This window comes from Thermostichus sp. MS-CIW-25, from assembly GCF_054060015.1.
On the sequence record NZ_JBSSCS010000008.1, the window covers coordinates 1 to 23,611 of the forward strand.

At 57.8% G+C, this 23,611-nt stretch carries 19 protein-coding genes, 1 tRNA gene and 1 pseudogene; 14 read left to right on the forward strand and 7 right to left on the reverse strand.

Annotated elements, in window-relative coordinates; genetic code table 11:
• From ACVWZ1_RS04635 to tpiA, 3 genes and pseudogenes are all read left to right on the forward strand, one after another.
• A pseudogene (locus ACVWZ1_RS04635) lies at positions 1-187 on the forward strand (RNA-guided endonuclease TnpB family protein); the annotation flags it as partial.
• A 67-nt stretch (positions 188-254) separates the two neighbouring features.
• Entirely contained in the window at positions 255-764 is a 510-nt protein-coding gene (locus ACVWZ1_RS04640) for an FHA domain-containing protein (protein ID WP_457465885.1), read from the forward strand.
• Positions 765-981: 217 nt separating this feature from the next.
• A complete protein-coding gene (gene tpiA, locus ACVWZ1_RS04645) occupies positions 982-1,734 on the forward strand; it encodes a triose-phosphate isomerase (protein ID WP_457465919.1) in 753 nt (250 codons plus the stop codon).
• Between the two features lie 4 nt (positions 1,735-1,738).
• Here the strand turns inward: tpiA and treY are convergent, their stop codons facing one another.
• Positions 1,739-4,540 carry a malto-oligosyltrehalose synthase gene (gene treY, locus ACVWZ1_RS04650; protein WP_457502660.1) on the reverse strand — a complete coding sequence of 934 codons (2,802 nt, stop codon included), beginning with the start codon at positions 4,538-4,540 and terminating at the stop codon, positions 1,739-1,741.
• A gap of 175 nt (positions 4,541-4,715) precedes the next feature.
• Between treY and ACVWZ1_RS04655 the strand changes: the two genes are divergently transcribed.
• The 3 genes from ACVWZ1_RS04655 to ACVWZ1_RS04665 all read left to right on the forward strand — a co-directional run bounded on the left by ACVWZ1_RS04655 (position 4,716) and on the right by ACVWZ1_RS04665 (position 7,491).
• Entirely contained in the window at positions 4,716-5,384 is a 669-nt protein-coding gene (locus tag ACVWZ1_RS04655; RefSeq protein ID WP_457502661.1) for a hypothetical protein, read from the forward strand.
• Positions 5,385-5,418: 34 nt separating this feature from the next.
• Positions 5,419-6,288 carry a M48 family metallopeptidase gene (locus ACVWZ1_RS04660; RefSeq protein WP_011433741.1) on the forward strand — a complete coding sequence of 290 codons (870 nt, stop codon included), beginning with the start codon at positions 5,419-5,421 and terminating at the stop codon, positions 6,286-6,288.
• A 264-nt stretch (positions 6,289-6,552) separates the two neighbouring features.
• Positions 6,553-7,491 carry a PfkB family carbohydrate kinase gene (locus ACVWZ1_RS04665; RefSeq protein WP_457502662.1) on the forward strand — a complete coding sequence of 313 codons (939 nt, stop codon included), beginning with the start codon at positions 6,553-6,555 and terminating at the stop codon, positions 7,489-7,491.
• Here the strand turns inward: ACVWZ1_RS04665 and ACVWZ1_RS04670 are convergent.
• Entirely contained in the window at positions 7,485-9,209 is a 1,725-nt protein-coding gene (locus ACVWZ1_RS04670; protein WP_414408756.1) for an ABC transporter ATP-binding protein, read from the reverse strand. The two genes, ACVWZ1_RS04665 and ACVWZ1_RS04670, sit on opposite strands and share 7 nt — an antisense overlap.
• 659 nt (positions 9,210-9,868) lie before the next feature.
• On the opposite strand from ACVWZ1_RS04670, the gene ACVWZ1_RS04675 reads away from it, so the two are divergent.
• The 5 genes from ACVWZ1_RS04675 (at position 9,869) to ACVWZ1_RS04695 (ending at position 15,167) form a co-directional block, all read left to right on the forward strand.
• The gene (locus tag ACVWZ1_RS04675; protein ID WP_011433745.1) at positions 9,869-10,228 is read left to right on the forward strand and encodes a hypothetical protein; all 360 of its coding nucleotides are present in this window, start codon (positions 9,869-9,871) and stop codon (positions 10,226-10,228) included.
• 245 nt (positions 10,229-10,473) lie between these two features.
• A complete protein-coding gene (locus ACVWZ1_RS04680) occupies positions 10,474-11,394 on the forward strand; it encodes an L-lactate dehydrogenase (RefSeq protein WP_011433746.1) in 921 nt (306 codons plus the stop codon).
• 136 nt (positions 11,395-11,530) lie between these two features.
• Positions 11,531-12,724, forward strand: coding sequence for an RNA-guided endonuclease InsQ/TnpB family protein (locus ACVWZ1_RS04685; protein ID WP_457502663.1), 1,194 nt, complete (start codon positions 11,531-11,533; stop codon positions 12,722-12,724).
• 41 nt (positions 12,725-12,765) lie between these two features.
• Entirely contained in the window at positions 12,766-13,485 is a 720-nt protein-coding gene (trmB, locus tag ACVWZ1_RS04690; protein WP_457502664.1) for a tRNA (guanosine(46)-N7)-methyltransferase TrmB, read from the forward strand.
• Positions 13,486-13,583: 98 nt separating this feature from the next.
• A complete protein-coding gene (locus ACVWZ1_RS04695; protein WP_457502665.1) occupies positions 13,584-15,167 on the forward strand; it encodes a CPBP family intramembrane glutamic endopeptidase in 1,584 nt (527 codons plus the stop codon).
• 16 nt (positions 15,168-15,183) lie between these two features.
• Here ACVWZ1_RS04695 and ACVWZ1_RS04700 read toward each other — a convergent pair whose 3' ends face one another.
• The 3 genes from ACVWZ1_RS04700 to ACVWZ1_RS04710 form a co-directional block, all read right to left on the reverse strand.
• On the reverse strand, positions 15,184-16,245 hold the full coding sequence (locus tag ACVWZ1_RS04700; RefSeq protein ID WP_457502667.1) for a J domain-containing protein: 1,062 nt from the start codon (positions 16,243-16,245) through the stop codon (positions 15,184-15,186).
• On the reverse strand, positions 16,203-17,060 hold the full coding sequence (locus tag ACVWZ1_RS04705) for an ABC transporter substrate-binding protein (RefSeq protein ID WP_457502668.1): 858 nt from the start codon (positions 17,058-17,060) through the stop codon (positions 16,203-16,205). The genes ACVWZ1_RS04700 and ACVWZ1_RS04705 overlap by 43 nt, the downstream gene beginning before the upstream one ends.
• A 187-nt stretch (positions 17,061-17,247) precedes the next feature.
• Entirely contained in the window at positions 17,248-18,084 is an 837-nt protein-coding gene (locus ACVWZ1_RS04710) for an inositol monophosphatase family protein (protein ID WP_414356752.1), read from the reverse strand.
• A 299-nt stretch (positions 18,085-18,383) separates the two neighbouring features.
• On the opposite strand from ACVWZ1_RS04710, the gene ACVWZ1_RS04715 reads away from it, so the two are divergent.
• From ACVWZ1_RS04715 to ACVWZ1_RS04725, 3 genes are all read left to right on the forward strand, one after another.
• Positions 18,384-18,911: an FHA domain-containing protein gene (locus ACVWZ1_RS04715; protein ID WP_457502670.1), complete on the forward strand. Its 528-nt coding sequence runs from the start codon at positions 18,384-18,386 to the stop codon at positions 18,909-18,911.
• A 72-nt stretch (positions 18,912-18,983) separates the two neighbouring features.
• Positions 18,984-19,055 (forward strand) — tRNA-Gln (locus ACVWZ1_RS04720).
• Between the two features lie 193 nt (positions 19,056-19,248).
• Positions 19,249-20,748: a cobyric acid synthase gene (locus ACVWZ1_RS04725; RefSeq protein ID WP_457465922.1), complete on the forward strand. Its 1,500-nt coding sequence runs from the start codon at positions 19,249-19,251 to the stop codon at positions 20,746-20,748.
• Between the two features lie 140 nt (positions 20,749-20,888).
• On the opposite strand, the gene ACVWZ1_RS04730 is transcribed toward ACVWZ1_RS04725, so the two are convergent.
• Entirely contained in the window at positions 20,889-22,094 is a 1,206-nt protein-coding gene (locus ACVWZ1_RS04730) for an RNA-guided endonuclease InsQ/TnpB family protein (protein ID WP_457502671.1), read from the reverse strand.
• Positions 22,095-22,122: 28 nt separating this feature from the next.
• Positions 22,123-23,520, reverse strand: a complete 1,398-nt coding sequence (locus ACVWZ1_RS04735) for a (Fe-S)-binding protein (RefSeq protein WP_457502672.1) — start codon at positions 23,518-23,520, stop codon at positions 22,123-22,125.
• Between the last annotated feature and the right edge of the window lie 91 nt (positions 23,521-23,611).

The following is a 23,611-nucleotide window of genomic DNA, read 5'->3' on the forward strand; positions in this document are numbered from 1 at the left end:
CTACCGCAGTGGCAAGTCGTTCAAGTGTGGGCACTGTGGATGGGAAGGGGATGCGGATTTGAATGGTGCGAATGTGATTGCGCTCTTGGGGGCTGTCGTAAACCAGCCTAGAGGTCCGGGCTTGTTTTGTTCTCTGGTAGAGCAGAACAGGCTCAGGGCTACTGAAAGCCCGATCCGTACCGCTTAGCGGTCGGAGCCGGGTAGTTTACGGGGATCCCGCGCCAGCTCAGAGTGATGGGCAGATTCCGCTGCTCTTGGAGAGGCTGATCTGGTGGACACAGGGATCCACCTGGGGGATCCTATGTTATGTTTTGGCTATCTTGCCCTCAGTGTTGTGCAAGCGGGTGCCTTTCATGACCACGCCCCCTCGCCGACCGGCCCTCAATCACGTGCTGATCGTCAAGGATCGTCATGGGCCAAAAGCCTACTGGTTGACGGCTGAGCTCTACTCCTTAGGCCGGGATCCACGCAACAGCATTCGCATCGACTCCCAGTACGCCTCTCGCTACCACGCCATTTTGGTCAAAACAGAATCCCCCTCTTCTCCCGATGGGTTCACTTACCAAATCATCGACGGAGACATTCAGGGCACCCCCAGCACCAACGGCCTTTACGTGGGCGGGCAACGGGTGGAATTTCGGGATCTGGAGGACGGGGACGAAATTCAGTTTGGCAACGATGCCACCGCTACCTACTCGCTGCAGAACAAAGATCTGGATGAAATTCTGGCTACCTTTGAAAACACCCAGCTCGTTGGGCTGTAGGAAGCTGCCTTCCCTGTTGGGTCTTGGCCTGTCCCGTCTGCATGCTGGTTGAAGGGTTAACCGGCGCTTGGAGAGGGGATCCCGTCGCCGTATTTCTGGGATCGCTTGCTGGTAAACTGTGTCATACGAAAAAACAAAGCTGGGATCCCTGCTGTTTTATTGGGCTTTCTGCTTGCGGGATCCCTTCCTTCTGCTGTCTTTAAGGGAGGATCTCATCTTGCGCCCCATCCTCATCGCCGGCAACTGGAAAATGCACAAGACTCAGGCTGAGGCTCGCGAGTTTCTGCGAGAGTTGGGCCTGGCTTTACGGTCATCGCCGTCAGGGTCAGCATCCCAGCGGCAGATCATCCTATGTGTGCCCTTTACAGACCTGGCGGTGGTGGCAGAGCAAAGCCGCGGATCCGACATAGCCGTGGGGGCACAAAATCTGCATTGGGAGGATCAGGGGGCCTTTACCGGGGAAATTTCCGGCCCCATGCTGGCGGAATTGGGGGTGCGCTACGTCATCGTCGGCCACAGCGAACGGCGGCAGTACTTCGGCGAGACGGACGAAACCGTTAATTGGCGTTTGGCAGCCGCCCAGCGGCACGGCCTTACCCCCATCCTCTGTGTGGGAGAAAGCCAGCAGCAGCGGGAGCAAGGCTTGACCGAGTCTTGGATTGTGGGGCAATTGGATCGCGCCTTGCAAGGGATCGATCTGGAGAACTTGGTGATTGCCTATGAGCCCATTTGGGCCATCGGCACCGGCCAGACTTGTGCAGCTCAAGAGGCCAACCGGGTCATCGGCTTGATCCGGCAACACTTGGGCAATGCCCAACTGCCCATTTTGTATGGCGGCTCGGTGAAGGCCGGCAACATCGATGAGCTGATGGCCCAGCCTGAGATCGACGGCGTGTTGGTGGGAGGGGCCAGCCTAGACCCCCAAGAGTTTGCCCGCATCGTCAACTTTCAGGCCCTAGCTCCCGCCTAGGCCGCTAGCGGGATTGTCCCCACAGCAGGGCTACCGGGAAGGATTTCAAGACAACGCCCACCGGCAAGGTTTCGCCGGCAGGGATCCTTTCCTGGGTTAGCCCATTCACCCAGTCCAGCCGCTTCCAGCGCGGCAGATGAATTTCGGTATCTGCCCAAACGGATTCTCCCAGAGGATCTTGGGTTTCGTCGATCAACTTTGTTAAAAAACGCGGCACCGCCGTGAGCAATACCTGCTTACTGTGCTGACGGGCAAAAGCCACAACATGGTCAGCATGGGATCCGCTGATTTGCAGAGGAATGTAGCTGCCCTCGAGAAACAATTGGGGCTGTTCCTGGCGGGCCTTGAGCACGTGGTAAATCAGAAACAGCTTAATGCGTCCGTCGCTGCGGTGCAGGAGCAAATCCGCGATGAGTTGGAGAGGATCCTGTTTAACCCGCCGTTGAATTTCTTCTAGATAGGCGAGGCGACGGGAAAAATCCACAGGCCGACGATTGTCGGGATCCACCATGCTCAAATCCCACAGCTCCGTGCCTTGGTAAATATCCGGGATCCCAGGGCTGGTGAGCTTGATCAGCGTCTGCGAGAGGGAATTAAAAATGCCAAAGTGGGCAACTTTCCGTTGGAAAGGCAAAAAGGACTCCAAAAAGGGGTTAGGACCTTGAAGGATCCGTTCGATAAAGGCGGTAGTGGCTTCTTCGTACTCGGTATCGGGGCGAAGCCAAGCGGTGTGAACTTTAGCTTCCCGCACTGCTTTGATGGCATAGTCTTTGACCCGCTGTACGAACTGGGGCACCTCTTCCGGTTGGAAGGGATAGGAGCCGAGCAATGTCTGGTAGAGCAAATACTCGTCATTACGATCCGGCAGTTCTGAGCGCTTGGCTTGTTTGCTGCGGACTTTGTAGCCGAGGTTCAGTTCATGCCAAAGGTTGATGTGCTTTTCCCACTCGGCGGGGATTTCAGAAAGCACATTCAGCCGGGCCCGCACATCTTCGCCACGCTTGGTGTCGTGGGTGGCAGAAGCATTCATGGACAGAGGCCACCGAGCTGCCCGCTCTTGATTAAAGCGGTGAAACTCTTGCACCGAAAGGCCAAAGCGACAGGGATCCCCGCCGACTTCATTGAGAGATAAAAGGCGGTTGTACACATAAAAAGCAGTATCTTCTACCCCTTTGGCCATGAGAGGGCCGGCCAACTGCTGCAAGCGCATGGCAAAATAGATCTGCTCATGTTTCTCTTGGTCTGATAAATTGTCCAGAGACTCCAGGCAGAGAAAGCGCTGAATAAAATTCAGCTCATTCACCAAAACGGGCAGGTTCTCCTTGGCCTTCTCCACAGCTTGACGAACCACCTGTTGACCTTCTGGACTGAGGATCCCTTCGTGGATATAGACGCGGTAGACCGGAAAGCACACCAAAACTTCTACCAAAGCTCGACGTAAACTGTAGAGGGTAAAGTCATTGGCATAGCGATGGTGGCTGGTGATCTGTTTGAGCAAAAAAGCAAGGTTATCCATATCTCCTGACAGGTTGCGCTCGATGATCAGGCGTTTTTTATCTTCGATAACCTGCTCTGGGGCATATCGCAGATTTGTGAAGTTTTGATAGAGAGAGTCAAAAGCCTCTGCATTTTCTTCTTGACAAAAGATGCCGTTGAGCTTAGCCAAAAAATCGTAACCCGTTGTGCCTTGAACCGGCCAGCTTTGGGGCAGACTTTCATTGGCCTCTAGTATTTTTTCTACTACGATGTAGAGATTTGGGCAGCGTTCCCGCAGGCGATGGAGATACTCTTCGGGATTGAACAAGCCATCGATATGATCGATGCGCAAACCACTAAAACGCCCCTGTTCTGCAAGCTTAAAGATAAGCTGATGGGTTTTGCGAAACACCTCGCGATCTTCCACCCGCAGTGAGATCAGCTCGTTAATGGTAAAGAAACGACGATAATTGATCTCCTCAGCACCCACCTTCCAGAAGGAAAGGCGGAAATGTTGCCGCGCCAGAAGACTATCCAGCAGGTCAAAGCTCGACGGATCCCCTGGCTTGCCGTTAAAAATGGCAATGTTCTCGTCAAAAAAGCTCTGGATAGGTTGGCTAGACGTGTAGAGTTCCCACAAAGAATGCTTGGCAAAGCTAATTTGATCGGTGCGCTCCAGGAGATCTTCCTTGCTAGGGATAAATTTCAGGCTGAAGAGGATCCCGAGTAACTTGACGTAGTCGGGATGGCTGCGTCCCAATTTTCGCCGCAGCTTGCTCAGGTTGTAGGTAAAAACATCTGCATAGGTGTCAATATTGAGGGGGAACCTCAAGTTGTAGTAGTTAATACTTAGGCCATCGGCATCATAACGAAGCTGGATTTGACCCGACTCCAAACATTTGTCGTAGAAATCTCCCAAGAAAGGGGCTAAGATTCTGCCTTTGATCCCCAGGTAAGAGTGATTCCAATTCACATCAAAGTAGTCAACAAAATCTGAGTTGGGGCCACTCTCCAGAACGTCCATGAGCATCTGGTTTTGGCCATCGTAGGCCATGTGATTGGGCACAATGTCCTGGATCCAGCCTATTCCCTGCTGATTGAGGGCTTCCCACAAGAGCTCAAACTTTTCGCTTCCCCCCAGTTCCTGGTTAATCTGCCTGGGATCCACCACGTCGTAGCCGTGGGTGCTGCCTTTGCGGGCCTGAAAGATGGGAGAGGCATACAAGTCACTGATGCCCAGCAACTTCAGGTAGGGAACAATCTGTCGTGCTGCGTCGAAGTCAAACCCAGCATGAAACTGAATGCGATAGGTGGAAGTCGGGATCCGCATGATGACCTTAGAACAATGACAAAGAAGCCGAGCTTGCCAACGGCATAGGGTCAAGAGAACAGATGTATCTAGGGTAGCGGCTAAGATCAAGGAGTCCTGCAGGGGAGAGGCGAGGTTAGTGAACTTGTCAAGGCCACAGAGGAGCGCTTCACCCCCGGTAAGGGGGCCGGCAAGGATGGCGAGGTGGGCAGGGATCCTGCTCGTGGGTGGGCTGATGGGGAGTTGGCGGAGCGAGGCAACCTGGGCAGAAAGCGAGTTTCGGGTGGGGAGTGAGCTGGTTTTGACCCTGCGCACCCCCGATGCCCCCGCTCGCCTCCGTCTGCTGAAGCAACGGTTGGAAGAGATTTTGCTACAGGCCAGCAGCCCTCAGGTGCAGGTCAGTCTGGATATCCCCAGTCCCAATCCCTCGACGACCGGCAGCGGGGATCCCCCAGCTCAAGCCGCTCGGATTCTTTTGAACCAGCAACTGCTGTTGGAGGTAACTCCAGCCGATGCAGAGGCTCATGCTGCTCCCCAACCGGCAGATCTGGCAAGGATCTGGGCGGATCGCCTGCAAACGGTGTTCAACCAGGAATCCAGTCAGCAGCAACTGTTTTTGGGATTGGGGCTGCCCCCGCACTTGACCTGGCAAGGGCGACTCTATCGCCGCGCTGAGCGTGCTGCCGCCGATACTGGGCGCTTTGTTACCGATGGCACTCGCATTCAAGATCATGTGGTCTACTGGGAGATCCCCTCTGGAGAGAACCCGTTTGACTTTACCAACAAGCCGGCCCTGCCGGATCCGCCGCCGGAGCGGCTATTTTTGTTGAATCGCCACCGCCAGTTTGTGCCCTACGAGTTGTAACCGAAGTCCTTTCTCCCTCTGTTGTCTATTGTCTATGTCGTCCATTCAACGAGAACCTCGCATTCTGTTGGGCCTGCGGGCCGACCAATTTCGTCATCCCGTGGATCTGCAAGCCACCCGCTCTCTGCAGCAAGTGCCGGGGCTGGGCCTGCTGATTCAAAATTGGCTTGGCTCAACGGCAGGACAGATATTTTATCTGGACAACATTGCTTCTAGTATCCAAATTAACGAGCATCAGTTGCCGGAAATTCATCAGCTTTTGGTGCAGGCCTGTCGCATCTTGGATCTGGAGGTGCCCCAGCTCTACGTGCGGCAGAACCCCACGCCCAATGCTTACACCTTTGCCATGCAGGGGAAAAAGCCCTTCATTGTCTTGCACAGCTCTCTGCTGGATCTGTTGGAGCCGCCGGAAATTCAGGCCGTGATCGCTCATGAGTTGGGCCACTTGAAGTGCAATCACGGGGTCTACTTGACGATGGCCAACATTCTCATGCTCTCCACCAGCTTGCTCCCCTTCGGGGGGTTGTTTTATCAGGCGTTGCAGGATCAACTGATGCACTGGCTGCGGTGTGCCGAGTTTACCTGTGACCGGGCGGCGCTGTTGGTAGCCCAAGATGCCAAGACGGTGATCTCGGTGTTGATGAAATTGTGTGGGGGATCCCCGCAATTGGCCTCCAAGCTGAACGTGGACGCCTTTTTGGAGCAGGCCCGTACTTACGACGAGCTGGACGGGGATCTGTGGCAGATGGAGCTGAAGCAGATGCAAACGGTGGGGCGCACCCATCCGCTGCCGGTGCTGCGGGCCAGAGAAATCGAGCGTTGGTTCCGCAGCAACACCTATCAGCAGATCCTGGAGCTCCAGGGATTGGGCTCCGCACCGCGGACGTCAACGGCTGCTTCGTAAACTACCCGACTCCGACCGCTAAAGCAGTACAGAGCGGGCTTTTAGTAGCCCTGCAGTTGGCAAGCCAACCACGAGCCTCTGGGGTGGTTTACAGCACCCCCAAAGCGCTACGCGCCACCGTAGGTGAACGACCGTTACCAGTGCCTTAAACAACCGTTTCTGGTGTCCGCAGTACAATTATAACCATGGAGGCGGACTTTCCTCTCGACACTGATCCTACCGGTACAGCACGGGGCTCCTGCGATTTCTAGCTGAGTGCTCAAGATGGATCCCTCTCATGTGCCCCTGGGTTTGCCGCTCATCTTGGGGGAGGTGCTTTTCGACTGCTTCCCCACAGAGATTGTGCTGGGCGGAGCAGCTTTGAATGTGGCTTGGAACCTCAAGGGGCTGGGATCCGATCCCCTCTTGCTCAGTCGTGTTGGCCAAGACGAGGCCGCCAGAGAGCTGCTGGGGGCCTTGCGACGGCAGGGGCTGCGCCTGGAGGGTCTGCAGCAGGATTCTGTTCACCCTACCGGCAAAGTTCAGGTAACCCTGGATGAGCAAGGGATCCCCACCTTCGCCATCTTGCCCGACCAAGCCTACGACTACATCCAGTTGGATATCGGGGCTCTGCAAGCTCTCCAGCCCAGCCTGCTCTACCGGGGCAGCTTGGCAGCCCGCCGGGAGGCAGCCCATCGCCACTTTCAAGAGGGGATCCCCGCTTTGGGCTGTCCGGTGTTTCTGGATCTCAACCTGCGGGATCCCTGGTGGCATCCAGACGCCATCCGGGAGATGCTGCGCACCTGCACTTGGCTGAAGCTGAACCAGGCAGAGCTGGAACAAGTAGCCCAACTGGAAGGGATCCCTGCCGGAGACGTGCTGGAGCAAGGGCAGATCCTCCAGGCTCATCTGAACCTGAAAGGTCTATTTCTGACCTTGGGAGCGGCAGGCGCGCTGCTGATCACCCCTACTCAGATCCATCGGGCCGACCCAGTGCCCGCGCCTCAGATGGTGGATACGGTGGGGGCGGGAGATGCGTTTAGCGCCGTAGCCATCCTGGGGCTGTTGCGGGGATGGCCGGAGGCAGTTCTGGTGCAACGAGCCGTGCAATTTGCAGCGGCCATCTGTGGGATCCCGGGGGGAGCGCCTGCGGATCCGGAGTTTTACCGGCCCTTCTGGCAGGCATGGGAGATCCAGGAGATCCAGAGGCCAAGGGTTCAATGAAACTGGCGCAGGTGAAACTGGGCGTAGCGACCCCCTTTGCCCAGCAATTCTCGGTGATTTCCCTGCTCCAGCAATTGCCCTTGCTCCAAGACGAAAATGCGGTGGGCGGTGCGCACTGTCGAGAGGCGGTGGGCAATCACAAAAACGGTGCAGCGTTGCATCAGCCGTTGCAGCGCTTCCTGCACCAACGCTTCTGACTCGTTGTCCAAAGCAGAGGTAGCCTCGTCCAGGATCAAGATCTTGGGGTTGAGGAGCACGGCGCGGGCAATGGCCAGCCGTTGCCGTTGTCCACCGGAGAGGGTGACCCCCCGTTCTCCCACGCGGGTGGCGTAGCCATCGGGCAAGCTCTCGATAAAGGTGTCAATGTTGGCCACCTGGGCCGCCTGGCGTACCGCTTCCAGGTCAAAATGCTCTTGTCCGTAGGCGATGTTGCTGGCAATGGTTCCCGAAAACAGGGTGATCTCCTGCGGCACAATGCCGATCTGCCGGCGCAGGCTCTTGAGGGTGACGGTGCGGATGTCGATGCCGTCGATGCGGATGCAGCCCTGCTGGGGATCGTAAAAGCGGGGAATCAGGCTCACCAGGGTGGATTTGCCGGCGCCGGAGGATCCCACCAGGGCCACAATCTCGCCGGGAGACACCTGAAAGCTGATCTGTTTGAGCACCGGCTGATCCGGTTTGTAGGCAAAGGAAACTTGGTCGAACTCCACCCAACCCTGAATGGGAGGCATGGGGCGGGCCCCGGGCAGCTCCCGGATCTGGGAGCGAGTGTTTAGCAGCTCGAAAATCCGCTCCACCGAAGCCTCACCCTGTTTCAGCTCGCTGTAGTTGTTGGTGATATGAACAATAGGGTCGATCAACATGGCAACACCGGCGATAAAGCCGAGAAACTGGCTGCCGGTCAGGTTGCCCTGGCTAATTTGCCAGCCGCCCACCCAAAACACCCCCAACACGCTCATGGCGTACAGAAAACCCACCACCGGGTCTTGAATGGCTCTCATCTGTTCGGTCTGAAACCGGGCCAGGCGGTTGCTTTCGGCAATGGCACTGAAGCGGCGAATTTCGTAGTCCTCAGCCGCAAAGGCGCGAGTGAGGCTGATGCCAGCAAACACTTCAGTCAAGAGGGCGGCCAAATCCGACATCTTCTCTTGGTTGAGGCGGGAGCGAAACAAAAGGCGATCCCCAAACCAACTGATCAAGGCTCCCATCAGGGGGGCTATCAGCAAGGTGGTCAAGGTGAGAATGCCGTTGAGATAGAACAGGTAGGCCACCACCGCCAAGATGGTGAGCACGCTGGGGATGAAGCGATGGAAAAACCGCTGCACCACCTCTCCCACCCGATCCAGATCCCCCGTGAGGCGATAGACCAGATCGCCGGTGCGGCTGCCGGAAAAATAGTCCAGATCCAGTGCCTGCAGGTGGGCATAAATCTGTTGGCGCAATTCCAAAACCATTTGCAAGGAGGCCCTCGCCATCAGGGTGTCTTGGCCATACTGAAAAGCGCCGCGCACCAAGAAAAACACCACCCCAATCAAGGCCAGCATCCGCAATTGCCCCAGATCCCCGGCACCAATGGAGCGGGCCACCCACTCGATCAAGTAGGCGAGGGCGGGCATGGTTAGCACAAAGCCAAGGGTGCAGGTCAGCCCCAGCAACAACATCCACAGGTGGGGCCGAATGAAGGGAATGAGACGGCGATAGCTACGACCTGGATGCACAAATCACAAACCAGAAGGGCCTCTGACCCAACCAGCTTACAGGATAGTGTTGCGGACTGCTGCCGGGATCCCTGAAACTGGCCGGTAGAGCTGAAAGCCGCTGCGACCCTTTTCTTTGACCTGGTAGAGGGCCAAGGCACGGGCTTTTGGGTGCTCCGGAGGGGATATTCTTTGAAGCAACTCTTGAGGTTAATTAAAAGAATTATTAAAAAGCCTGTCCTGCCGACGTGAAGGGCTATGCGTCGCCGTTTTCAAGGTTAAACCGCTTCTGGCTCCCGAACTTGTTCTACCCGTACATCGACACGCTTGGGAAGGAACCAGGCTCCTATTAGTTAGAACTGCTCTCATTAGAAAGAACCTCAGCTAGCCCTGGAAAAGGGATCCCTGCCAGACCCAGGATGGCTAATTCCGCGGGCGTGGGATCCCCGATGCATCCAAGGCAAGAGAGCAGGACTGATGGATACAACTCCACCACTCAACCGAGTAACAGCATAGCTCTATTGAGATTAGCTTTCAATAGCGTGCCGGCAAAGTAGGGATCCTCTTTGATAAAGACTTGCATTAAGCTTGAGGAGTCTGGTAGAGTGCTTACCCAAGTAGCAATTGCTAAAGATTTGCAGTTAAGTCTTCTCAGGAGAACAAGCTGCGGAGTGGCAAGCATGGCATGGCAACAGGTTCAGGCGGGGGTGTGGTGTAGGCAGTTGGGGCAATTGGCGCCTCAGTGGTGGTTGGGCTGGAGTCTGGAGCAGGGCTTTCGGCTCTACCGCAAAGAAGTTTCCTCTGCTCTGCCTTCTCTCTCTGCTTTGAGGATTCGCTACCAAGAGCGAGATGGCTGGCTGGACGTGTTTCTGGGAGAAGCGGAGCAATGTAACCGACGACGGCGCAGCCTTTTGGATCCGGCAGCGCGGGTAGCCTTGCACTACATGCCGGAAGATTTAGCTCAGATTCAGTCCCTAAAGTGTCCTCACGAGCGCATTCCTCCGCAGCTTTGGCAGCGGCTAACCCAGCAGCCGGGTTGAGGACTGTTGAAGGTTAGAGGGCTATTTATTTTATTGTTTCAGATGGATCCAGTCCGCTGCGGCAACCGATCCTGCCTCTTCTCGCCTTTCCAGTTCTTCTGGAGAGCGGTAGCCTGTTTTTTTCTTCCTCTAGGCAGGCTTAAGCTGGAGAACGAAGAGTAGCGGCTGCAGCCATGACTGTTTCTAAGCACCAACCCAAGCAGCGCTCCCAGCAGCGGGTCGAGGGGCTGACTTCTCGCCGCCTTTTGAAGGGATCCATCATCGGCGCCGGCCAGGTAGGCATGGCCTGTGCCTACTCGATGGTAATCCAGAACACTCTGGATGAGCTGGTCCTTCACGACATCGACCGCAACAAGCTGGAAGGGGAAGTGATGGATCTGGTGCACGGGATCCCCTTTGTGGAGCCGACACGGATACGGGCAGGGGAGCTGGCGGATTGTGCCGGATCAGACGTGGTGATTTTGACGGCAGGGGCCAAGCAGCGCCCTGGAGAAACCCGCTTGGATTTGGTGCAGCGCAACGTCGAGATCTTCAAAGGCTTGATCCCGGCCTTGATGGCGCATTGCCCTGACACACTCCTTTTGGTGGTGAGCAATCCCGTTGACATCATGACTTACGTTTCCCTGAAGTTGTCGGGGTTGCCGGCAGGGCAGGTAATTGGGTCGGGGACGGTTTTGGACACAGCCCGCTTTCGCTATCTTTTGGCGGAGCGCCTGGGGGTGGATCCGCGTAGCCTGCACGCCTACATCATCGGCGAACATGGAGATAGCGAGGTGGCCGTTTGGAGCAAGGTGAACATCGCCGGCACCCCGATTGGGGAACTCTCACCGGACTGGGATCCCGCCTATTTGGGGGATATCTTCGAGCAGGTGCGCAACGCTGCCTACGAGATCATCCGTCGCAAAGGGGCCACCAGCTACGCCATCGGGTTAGGGGTGACGCAAATTGTCCAAGCCCTGCTGCGGGATCAACACCGCGTTTTAACCGTGAGCAGCCTCACCCAAGGGGAGTACGATCTGCCAGAGGTCTGTCTCAGCTTGCCCAGAGTGGTCGGGCGGCAGGGGGTGGAACGCACGCTGGCCATGTCCCTCACCGAGAGCGAGCGCAAGCAGCTGCACCGCTCGGCCCAGATCTTGCGGCAAGTCATCGACAGCATCCGGTGGTAGCCTAGATCTCCTGGACTTTTGTCGCTCCCCTCCAAGCTGGGGGATCCCTTGGTCAGCTAGAAATCGCAGGAGCCCCGCACTGTACCCGTAGGGTCAGTGCCGGGAGGAATGCGCTTTGATGAAGTACAATGAACTTATGAGCCAAGTCCTGACCGTCTCCTGTAAGCTCAAGGTGTCCCCGTCGCAAGCCGCCAAATTGGACGCGACGATGGATGCCTTTGTACAGGCATTGAACTGGGTCAACCAAAACACGCCGGAGAAGATCGTCAACGCGGTCAAGCTGCAATCCCTTTGCTACTACGAGATTCGAGCCCGGTTTGGCTTGTCCAGTAACTTGGCTCAACAGGTGTGCAGACGGGTAGCGGGTTCCCGCAAAGTGGCTAAGCAGAAAAAGCGTCCCGTCAAGGAGTTTAAGAGCGGCTTTGTTACCTACGACGCTCGCATCTTTTCGTTCCGTCAAAAAGACTGGACGGTGTCGCTGACCACGGTGGAAGGGAGAGAACGCTTTGAACTGGCCATTGGCAACTACCAGCGTGGGATGCTGGCTGGTTCCAACCCAAAAGCTGCCACCCTGGTCAAGCGCAAAGATGGCTCCTACTACATCCAGATTTGCGTAGAGAAAAAGCCACCCAAGCAACAAGATACCGACAAGGTGATCGGGGTGGACTTGGGAAGGACAGATATTGCCCATACATCGGAAGGAGATAACTGGAATGGACAGCAGTTGAACAGAGTCCGTGACCACTACTCCCGGTTGAGGGCGGCACTCCAACGCAAAGCCAGTAAGGGCACACGCAGTTCGCGGCGCAGATGCAGAGAACTGCTGCAACGGCTGTCTGGTAAGGAGAGACGCTTTCAAGTGTGGGTCAATCATCGCATCTCCAAAGCTATTGTCTCCAGGGCAAAAGCCACAAACAGCGCTATTGCCCTGGAAGACCTGACAGGGATCCGGGAAAGGGTCAATCAACAGCCACGCAACAAAGCCGAACGGCGCAGGGCCAACAGTTGGGCGTTTTATCAACTCCGTCAATTTTTGGAGTACAAGGCTCTGCGTGCGGGGGTTGCTCTGATTCTTGTTCCGCCTGCCTACACGTCGCAGACCTGCCACCGGTGTTTGCACATCCATCCCGACCCTGCGCAATCCTACCGCAATGGGAAGCAGTTTAAGTGTGGGCACTGTGGATGGGAAGGGGATGCGGACTGGAATGGAGCCAACATGATTGCCAAACTTGGGGCTGCCGTAAACCAGCCTAGAGGTCCGTGGTTGGCTTGCCAACTGCAGGGCTACCGAAAGCCCGCCCTGTACTGCGAAGTAGTCAGGGTCGGGTAGTTTACTGGGCGAGGGCCGCAGCTGGCGGCAGGAGGTGGTCTATGGAAGCAGAGGTGCAACAGGGGCAGCAATCGCCTGAGGGCCAACTGGAGAAGCGCCCCCCTTCTCCGCCTTGGGCCGGGATCCCCTTACAGAGGGGCCTCAGTCACCGGGTACGGCAGCACGTCAATCCCCTGCAGGCACAGTATCAGCAGCCCGCCCCCCCACCCCATTGGGAACGGGTATACCGGCGGCTGGGGCAGCCCTTTCATCTGGATATCGGCACAGGGAGCGGACGATTTCTGCTGCGCCTCGCTCAGGAGCAGCCCGACTGGAACTTCCTAGGGGTAGAGATTCGGCAGGCGCTGGTGGAGCGGGCCAATGCCTGGCGGGATGAGCTGGGGCTGGATAACGTCCATTTTCTGTTTGCCAACATCAATGTCTCTTTGCGGCATCTGTTTGCGCCGGGGGATCTCAGCCGGGTGACCATCCTATTTCCGGATCCCTGGTTCAAAAAGCGCCATCACAAACGGCGGATCGTCCAGCCCCAACTGGTGGCGGATCTGGCTCTGCTGCTGCGACCGGGCAGCCCCGTCTTCCTGCAATCGGATATCCAAGAGGTGGCCGAAGAAATGGCAGCTCGATTTTTGGATCATCCGCAGTTTTGGGATCCCCACCAGGGGCCTTTGGACTCCAATCCCCTCGGCATCCCCACGGAGCGGGAGTGGCAGTGTCTGCAACTGGGCCTGCCCATCTATCGCTATTGGCTGGAGCGACGGTGACAACAGGACAAATCCGTAATGCAGTAATAACAACTCCATTCCGCCAAGACAATACAGAAGATAGGATATAACCCGCTTGAGTTGGATCCGTCGCCGCAATGTCTCACTCTGAAACCACGGCCTCTGCCGACCCCTCCTCTGCTTGGTTTTCTGTTCGCCGTGGGATCCTCAACCTGCTGAGCCTATTGGCCATTGTGATTGTCGGGCTTTCTCTTTCCAGCAGTTGGTTTCAGCCGCCGCCCCAAACGCAGTTGGATTTGTTGCAAACCGATCTCGCCCTGCAGGCTTCCCGCACCCTCGATGATCCCCGCTATCAGGATCTGGCACGGGCGCTTTTGGGTCAGGATGTGTTCAAGGTGGCCCAAAATCGCTATCAGCAGACTGCCGATAACTACGCCGAACGCCTGAAACGCTTGAAGCGGCTGGCCCGTTTAACTCCTGCTGGCGAATCTGAGGCGGCCAGCCCAGAACCTGCCCAATCTCCAGAGGTGGATCCTGCCCTTCTGGCCTCAATGCAAGATTTGCAGACGGAGCTGGATGCGCTTTGGCTGCGCCTGGGCTTGCTCTATGCCTACCAAGAAGATCTGGAGGCCGCTCAGCAGCAATGGCAGCAGATCATCGACCTGGAACGTCCCGTGGAGCTGGAATCGAGCCAAAAGGGGGCAGCGCGGGTTTTGCAAGGGCTGTGGGGAACACCGCGGCGCATCTTGCCAGAAGCGGAAGTGCAGATCCGCAATCATCTGGATGGCTGGTTTGAGGCGGTGGCCCTGCAACAGCTTTACCGACTGCAGCAGCGCAGCGATAGCCTGAATGCCCTCAACCAACAGCAGGAAAAATTGGCCTTGGCGGCTCTGTTTCGACTGGCGGTGGTGGGTGGGATTCCCGTGCTGGGGGCGCTGCTGGGGTTGATGCTCTTGTTGGGCTGGCTGGGCTGGAGCCTTTGGCGCAAACGTCCGCTCCTGGGCCCTGCTTGGGAAGTGCCTTGGCCGGGGATCGGGGCGCAAGCGGTGTTGACCGGCTGGTTTTTGGGGTTTATCGCCCTCAACGCTTTGGTGCCTCGACTTTACATCATCATCCTCGGCCTGGGGGCACGGCAGCTCAGCCCTTGGCAGCAGGCGGTGGCCCTGTTTCTCACCTACAACTCCGGCGCTGTGCTGGGGGCAGGGTTATTGTACCGTCTCTTGCACACCTACCCCGGCTGGCAGAGGGTGCTGCAGGTGCGGTTGTGGGACCCTTGGCTGCTGTGGGGCTTGTGTGGCTACTGGGTGGCCTTGCCTTTGGTGGTGCTGGCAGCGGCACTCTCGCAATTGCTGCTACCGCAGGCGGGGGGTGGGAATCCCATTTTGCCCCTGCTGCTGGATAGCCATGGTTGGGGGGCGCGGTTGGTGTTTTTGGCCGTGGTGTCTGTCTGTGCCCCTGTTTTTGAGGAGGTGCTGTTCCGGGGCTTTTGGCTGCCTACTCTAAGCCGCTACCTGCCTATGGGGGCCGCCATTGGGCTTAGCGCCTTCACCTTTGCCCTTGCCCACCTCAACCTCTCTGATCTGCTGCCTTTGACCATGCTGGGGGTGGTGCTGGGGGTGGTGTACAGCCACAGCCGCAACCTGCTGGCTCCCATCCTACTGCACAGCCTCTGGAATACGGGATCCCTGGTGACGCTGCTGGTGCTGGGAGGAGCGCGTTAAGGGGGGCTCTGTCTGCCTACTTTTTCCTGCCGAAGAGGCGGCTAAAGAACCCGCCGTTGTCTTCTTTGCGGGGAGGCGGCACCACTTTCTGAGCCTGTGACGTTTGACGGCTGGCCACTCGCGTTGGCGGGACGGAGTCCTTGGGGACGGGAACGGGCTGTTGGGTGGTGACTTGCTGCATCCAACGGCGCACTTCTGCCATCAACTCGGCGTTTGCAGGTTCTAGGCGACTGGCTTGCATAAAGTCTGCTTTGGCCATGCCAGCATTCCCCTGCTTCAGGTGGGCAATGCCCCGGTGCAGGTAGTAGCGGGCCACGTTGGGCTCAGCGCTGATGGCAAAGTTCAGATACTGCACCGCATCCCGGTATTGCTTGCGCTCGATCATGTCCAAGGCTTGGATAAAGCGGGTTTCCGCAGGGCTGAGCTTGGGAGCCGGAGGTGGGGTGGGAACGGGCTGAACAGGGGGACGGCTGGGCGGAGCAACGACGGGGGAGGCTGGGATCCCACCCACAGTGGTACGGCTGGGGGAAGGGGTTGGGATCCCGGTCGCGGTAGTGGTTCTAGAGGCAGGGGCTAGGCTCCCCTGGTAGCCGGCCTTGAGCAACAAATAGGCCAGGTTCAGCTCGCTCAATTGCTCGGTTTTCTCCAGCAGGGTTTCCATGGAGCTGTATTGCTCTTTGGCCAGCTTCTCCACCCGTCTGACATACTCTTCCTGCCAATCGGGGCGCTCGGCCAAGCCTTTGACAGCTTCCCCAGAGGGCCAAAGGTCGGGGGGCGGTGTCTCCAAAAGGCGTTTGATCCGCATTTTGAGCACCGTTTCGTATTCCCCTCGCTCCCGCTCTTTGGTCAGCACTTCGTTGGCCGGGTTGACCAGCTTGGCAAAGAGGATGTTGGCGCGCTCTGCACCTTCGGGATCCCCCACAAACCGATCCGGGTGGAGGGCCTTGGCCGCCTGCAGGTAGCCGCGCCGGATCCCCTTGGAGTCGGTGGTGAGAGGGACGCCCAAGATGGCGAAATGGTCGGTCTCGTAGCGGGCTAGCCCTCGGTTGAGGCGGGGGACATCAGAGTTGGATCCCATAGTTGCCACTTCTCCAAGATTTGCTGCAAGGTTCCGTTTTCGGTCAGGATCACGATCGCCGCATCCACAGCTTCCTTGAGGGAAGGATGCTGAGAGGATACCACTCCCACCAGAGGCATGGGGAACAAGGGCGGTCCCACCAGGCGCAGTCGGGATCCGGCTTGGCGCAGGTTCAGGGCGGCAACGGGCTGATCGACCAGCACAGCATCCAACTGGCCAGCCTGTAGCTGAGCAAACAAGCGCTCAGGGTTACTGGTGGCAAAGAGACGAATGGCGTTGCCTCTCCTCTCGTTGTACGCCTCCAGCAGGGCTGCCCCCGTACTGTTAACTACAATGCCCACTTTGCGGCCAAATAATTGCGACAGTGCTTCAATGGCCGGTTCCTCTGGCCCAGAGGTGGGGAAGGGATCCCGTACCACCAAGCGCTGCGGGCTGAGATAGTAGGGCCGGGTGGCCAGAAACTGCTCCGGATCCAAGCCCAAAGCTTCCCGCGCCCCCCAGATCAAGTCCACCTCATCCGCTTGCAAAGCTGCCAACTGTTCGCTCCAGGCCACATAGATGGGATCCACCTGCACCTGAAGGGTTTGGGCAAGCGCCTCCAGGATATCCCACTCGAAGCCGGCGTAGGTTTGTCGCTCCAAGTCGGTATAGAGATAGGCCGGCCCCAGACTGGGATCCAAGCCAACCCGAATGCGCCCCCGGGCCTGGATCTCGGCCCAACGGGAATCGAGGGGCTGTGCCTGCTCGGTGGGGGCGACTTTCCCTTGTGCCGGCTGAGGGTAACCGGGGCCAGCAGTGGCAACCCCAAGGGCCATCGCTCCCAAGAGGAGAGCCAGGCCGAACTGTGCCGCCCGGCAGCAATGTCGCTGTTTTCTGTGGAGCTTGCTAACCAATCTTCTACCTACCCTGCCCGACACGGATGTTTTGTAGTCTTCTTGATTATTCTTCAACTACTTCTGTCTCGAATTCAACTCGTTCAACCGGCAAGCTTTCCCGGTTTTTCTAGGTTGGGTGGGGATCCCGCCGCATGGGAAAGGAGACCGGCAAAGGCCGCACCTGGGCCAGTTCTTCTTGCAGAGCAGCGTGTAACCAGCCATTGCTGGCCAACAGTCGGCCACTGTAAACGTCCACCGGGCTGCCATCATAAGCGGTCACCTTGCCGCCTGCCTCCCGCACCAGAACGATCCCTGCGGCAATGTCCCAAGGGGAGAGGCCCCGCTCCCAATAGCCATCCAACTGGCCGGTGGCCACATAGGCCAAATCCAGAGCTGCAGATCCGCCGCGCCGCACTCCTTGGGTGAGATGGGTAAAGTGGCAAAACTCGGCGTAGTTGTTGTCGGGGGTTTCGCGACGATCGTAGGCAAAGCCGGTAACCAGCAGGCTCCGAGACAATTCAGCCGTTGTGGAGACTCGAATGGGTTGACGGTTGCGGGTGGCCCCCATTCCTTGGACGGCGCGAAACAGATCCCCGCGAAAAACGTCACAAACAACCCCCAAAACCGGCTCCCGCCCCTGCAGCAAACCGATGGAGACGGCGGCAAAAGGGTAGCCATGGGCAAAGTTGGTGGTGCCATCTAGGGGATCGATCATCCAAGCGTAGGCACCCTCCGGGGATCCCTGCTGGCCTGATTCCTCGGTCAAGATGACATCTTCGGGGAAGTGCCGCCTCAAGATTTTCAAGATGAGATCCTCGGAAGCGCGATCCGCCGCCGTCACCAAGTCGCCCGGACGTTTCTCCTCAATGGCAAGGGTGCCCCCCACATAACTGCGCAGCAAAGCCCCTGCCTCCAGGGCAGCTTCTGTGGCCACATCCAACCGACGCAGCAGGGCCTCTGTCACACCCCTACCTCAAGAATCTGTTACTCAGGATAGCCCGCGAAGGCTGAGGCTCCCAAGGGATTCCTGAAAACCAAAATGGGCCCAACCTGAGCCCAAGCCCAGTTTCCGGGGAAAGGGGGTATCTCCAAGGCTGCCTATGGTGTATAGTACAGTACACTGGGGCTTGTGGGTTTTCCGGCAGCCCGCCAAGACCAGAGTTCCTTTGAAAGCAGTAGGATTTTGGGGAACTATAGATAAGACTTTGAATTTGGAAAGCCAAGCTGCTGTAAATGGCGTTGAGCGTTGAGGGGGGAAGACCTTTGCCACATAGCTACGACGATTTTTTCACCTCCATCACAGAGGTTGGCGGGAAAAGTCCTCTTCCCAGCCAGGGCTTTGATCTGCCGGCGGATTTGTTCGATCAAGTCCCTGAACGGCCGGTGTCCCATCCGGAGTTCACCCTGTCCATCTGCCATCCTGTCCGGCCCTGCAGCTACATCCTGCGGGAGAGTATCTATACGCTTGGACGGGATCCCTCCAACGCCATCCAGATCGTCAATCGGTTTGTCTCGCGTCGCCACGCTTACCTGGTGCGGGTGCCCACCAAGTCCAACCGGACAGGGTTTACCTATTGCCTGATCGACGGCAACCGCAAGGGCCAGTCCAGTACCAATGGGGTGTTTGTCAACGGCACGCGGGTGGCTACTCACTACCTGAGGAGCGGAGATGTCATCTATTTCGGGCCAGAGATCCGCGCCTATTTCTTTGAGGTAGCCCGCACTCTCCCCGTGACTCCTCTTGACATTGGCCCTGACCTTGGCGAAGAGCTTCAGCTTCCCCACGCATAGGAGCTCACTGCAACTGTTGACAGACCCGAAGCTGCATCGCTAGATTAATTAAGCTGGTTAAGCAATGTGAATTGGGGCATCGCCAAGCGGTAAGGCAGCGGGTTTTGGTCCCGCCATTCGGTGGTTCGAATCCATCTGCCCCAGCTCAAAATCCTGTCGAAAGCACAAAGCGCAAGCCCCTGGGATCCCGTGCAGACCGGAGGGTGCGGCTCTGGGCATCAGCAGGGCGGTTAACTAGGGGATTGCAGAGTCGCCTTTGCCAACGGAGGCCCTGGCTTGGCGAGGCTGGCCGCGGGGAGAATGGCAACAACCAGAAACCAAGGGTGAGGGATCCGGGGTGAGCTGTTCAGGTCGATCCTTGATGGTGGTGGGAACTTCTTCCCATGTGGGCAAAACCCTTTTGGTGACAGCCCTCTGTCGCATTCTCAAGAAAGCGGGAAAAAGGGTCGCCCCCTTCAAAGCTCAGAATATGTCCCTCAACGCCTATGTCACCCCAGAGGGCAAAGAGATCGCCTACGCGCAGGCTCTGCAAGCTTGGGCTGCCGGGATTCCCCCTGCGGTGGAAATGAACCCGATTCTTCTGAAGCCCCAGGGCAACCTGACTTCCCAGATCGTCTTGAACGGAGTGGCGGTGGGCACCTACCGCGCCGGAGAGTATTACGAGCGCTGGTTTGCGCCGGCCTGGCAAGCGGTTAAAGAAGCCCTTGCTCGCCTGCAAAAGCAGTACGACTGGATCCTTTGCGAGGGGGCAGGCAGTCCGGCAGAGGTGAACCTCAAACATCGGGACTTGGCAAATATGCGGGTTGCCTTGCATTTGGGATCCCCCACTTGGCTGGTGGCGGACATCGACCGAGGTGGGGCGCTGGCCCATGTGGTGGGCACACTCCAACTGCTGGAACCCGAAGAACGGGCCCTGATCCGGGGCATTGTCATCAACAAGTTTCGGGGCTCGCGGGAACTGTTGCAGCCTGGCCTGGATTGGCTGGAAAACTACACCGGGATCCCAGTTGTCGGGGTCTTGCCTTGGGTGGACTGGGTTCTGCCCCAAGAGGATTCGATGGGAATTGCAGCCAACCCCCTGCTTTGGGAAGATCGCCGCGACCGGGCCGGTGGCCAAGCCCTGAGGGAAGGGCGCCTGGAGATTGCTGTGGTGCGTTTGCCCCAGGTGGCCAATTTCTCGGATTTTGACCCCTTGTTGGCGGAGCCCACCGTCCATCTGCGCTGGGTTCACCCCGGCCAAAGTTTGGGATCCCCGGATGTGGTCATCCTGCCCGGCAGCAAAACCACCCTCAACGATCTGTTCGCGTTGCAAAAGACCGGCTTGGCCGAGCAACTGCGCCAATACTCCGGCCATATCGTCGGCATTTGCGGCGGACTGCAAATGTTGGGAGAAACCATCGCCGATCCCGAAGGCTGGGAGGGGATCGCCGGCACCTACTCGGGGTTGGGCTTTCTCCCTTTGACCACCGTTTTACAGCCCACCAAGGTCACCCAGCAGGTACAGACCCAAAGCCGATGGCCTGCCCTGGCCCCCATCCAGGGGTACGAAATTCATCAGGGATCCACCCAGGCGGATCCCTCTGGCTGCCTGCCGCTGTTCGAGCAAGAGAACCTGGGCTGGCGGGATCCCACGGGTCGGATTTGGGGCAGCTATCTGCATGGCCTGTTTGACAACCACCTGTGGCGGCGACAATGGCTGAACTGGCTGCGCCGACAAAAAGGCTGGGATCCCTTGCCGGATCTGGAGGGCCACTATGCTCAGCAGCGGGAGCAATTGCTGGAGCGCCTGGCGGATCTGTGGCAGCCTCACCTGGACTTGGGCCTGTTGATGGAATAGCCCATCGGCGATGGGGGAGAGAAGTGGGGTGGGAGGCTATGTTGCGCCAGGTTACGCCAGCGCGACCGGAAATCCAGGATCCACTCAACCGGTTGCCTCGGCTACCTCTGCCTGACCCGAAGAAGTCCGCTCCGAAAGACTTATGCAACGCTGAACAAAACAGAACTTTGCCCAGCATCGCTGCTTTCTTCCTGCTTCAGCGACCCATGACTAGCGGCAGAGTTCACCCCCACCACCCCGCCAGAGGAGTCTCCACAGGCGTCACTTCCCCCAGAGCTTGGGGTAGTTCTGTACCACCGCAACAGGTTTAGGGCTGCATTCAAGTCGCGGTCTAGCTCCAGACCACAACACGGGCAGCAAAACACCCTTTCCTGCAGTGGCATCTTCTGTCGGTGCCCACACCCTGAACACAGTTGGCTGGACGGATAAAACCTATCCGCCACCACCACCTGACAGCCGTAGAGCCGGGCCTTATACTCTAGCTGTCGCCGAAACTCGTAGAACCCACAGTCTGACAGCGCTCCTGCCAGCTTGCGGTTCTTGAGCAGGTTCTTCACCTGCAAGCCCTCAATCACCACCACCCGATACTTCTTGGCCAGGTAAGTCGTTAGCTTGTGCAGATTGTCTTGCCGAATGTCTGCCACCCGCTTATGGGCCTTGCCTAACTGCACCACCGCCTTCTTACGGTTAGCGGATCCCTTCTGCTTGCGACTCAGCCGCCGTTGCAGTCTGGCCAGACGCTTCCTCGCCTTGCGGTAGGGCTTTGGATTCTCGAATACTTCCCCGTCGGAACAGGTGGCCAGGTGATGGATACCTAAGTCCACTCCCACAACTTCCCCGGTCTTCTCCACCTGAGGCGCTGGAGCTTCATATTTGAAGGAGATATACCAATGTCCGGCGCGAAGACTAATGACCACGTTCTTGGGTGTGGTCGCCGGAAGTAACTCTGCACAGCGCAGCCAACCGAAGATAGGCACCTTGATGCGGTCGCCAGAAATGCGGATGCTGCCTTCTAGGTAAAAGCTGTCTCGCACTCCCTTGCGTTTGAAGCGGGGGAACTTCCCCAACCCACCCCGCCAGCGCTTAAAGGCTTGCTCCAAGTTGCGTAATGCCTGCTGAGGAGCGCATTTGGAGACCTGGTAGTACCAGGGGTTTTCCTTCTTAACCTCGGCTACCAGGCGCTTGTGCAGGTCAATGGCGGTGGGGAGTTTCTGCCGGTTCTCCAGGGCTTGCCGACAGATGGCCAGGCCCCAGTTGTAGGCGTGACGGGCTACCCCAGCGTGCTGAGCGGCTAGGGTCTTCTGCCGGTTATTCAGCTCTAAGCGGGTGCGGAATCCAAGCAGCATTCAGATAGCCGCGGCCAACATGCTTAGTTTAATGGCTATTTCGGTTCCGCAAAGTAACCAATTGTTCAGCAGATCGGGGACTAGAGGCAGCCCCTGTAGCTTGTTCGCGAAAGCGTCGCGCAGCGGTAAGGGAGCGATCCAACAATTCCATCGGGTGATAGATGGGGATCCCGGCTTTGCCCTGTAGGCGCAGATGTTTCTGGATTTGTAGGCGGCAGCCGATATTGGCAGAGACAATCCCCTGAGCACCGGTGTTAAGCAAGTTCTTTACCTTCTGGGATCCCAGCTCATCCGCCACCTGGGGTTGCAACAGGTTGTAGACGCCGGAGCTACCACAGCAGAGGGCCGCATCGACGGGATCCCGCAGCTCCAGCCCCGGGATTTGCCGCAACAGGTGTCGAGGTTCCTGGCTGAGCCGCTGCCCATGCAGCATGTGACAGGCATCCTGGTAGACCAGCACCAGGGGTTCCGGCTGCAGCGGGTGTAGGGGAGCCGTTAACCCCACCTGAGCGAGAAACTCCTGAATGTCCTTGACCTGGGCGGCAAATCGGGCTGCCTTCTCTTTGTAGTCGGGATCCCTGGCCAACAGGTGGCCATACTCCTTCAGGGTATGCCCGCAGCCAGAAGCGTTGATCAGAATGGCATCCAACTCGTAATCGGCAAAGGCATCGATCATCTGGCGGGCCAGGGTTTCCGCCTGCTGCAGTTGCCCTTGATGGTGGGGCAAGGCCGCACAACAGCCCTGGACAGGCGGGATCACCACCTCACAGCCGTTGTGGGTCAAGACGCGAATGCTGGCCTCATTTACCTGTGGGGCAAACAGGCGCTGCACACAGCCCAAAATGAGCCCCACCCGGAAACGGCGTTCTCCCACCGCCGGGATCCGCTCAGGGTAACGCTTGGGCAGCAGTTGCTCCACCTCCAGGGGGGGCATCAGGGATTCCATGGCCGCCAAACGCGGGGAGACCTTTTCCAGCCCTTTTCGGATCCAGGTGCCGATCCCCATTTTTTGGTACAGCCAGAGAGGCCACAGCAGCGGTCGCAGCCGTGTCGGGTAAGGAAACACCGAGAAGATGAACTGGCGGTAAAGCCGATCCCAAAGGCTACGTGGGTAGTTGCGTTCGATTTGCGGGCGGGTGGCGGCAATTAAGCGGTCATATTGCACCCCCGATGGACAGGCCGTAACACAGGCCAAACAGCCCAAACAACTGTCGAAGTGGGAAACCGTAGCCGCCGAGAGGGAGATTTGACCTTGGTTGAGGGCATCCATCTGATAGATGCGCCCCCGCGGCGAGTCCGTCTCTTTGCCGATTACACGGTAGCTGGGGCAGGTGGTCAGGCAAAACCCGCAATGCACGCAGGCATCGATCAGCTTGGGATCCGGGGGATCCACGCCGTCAAAACTTGGCCCTTTGGATACGTTCATCGGCCTCTAGCTCTCAGCACAAAAGCCTGCTGTACAGACTCAATCTTGCCTTTTGGCTTGTTTTGGGGTTTTGGAGGTGCCCCCGTTTCCT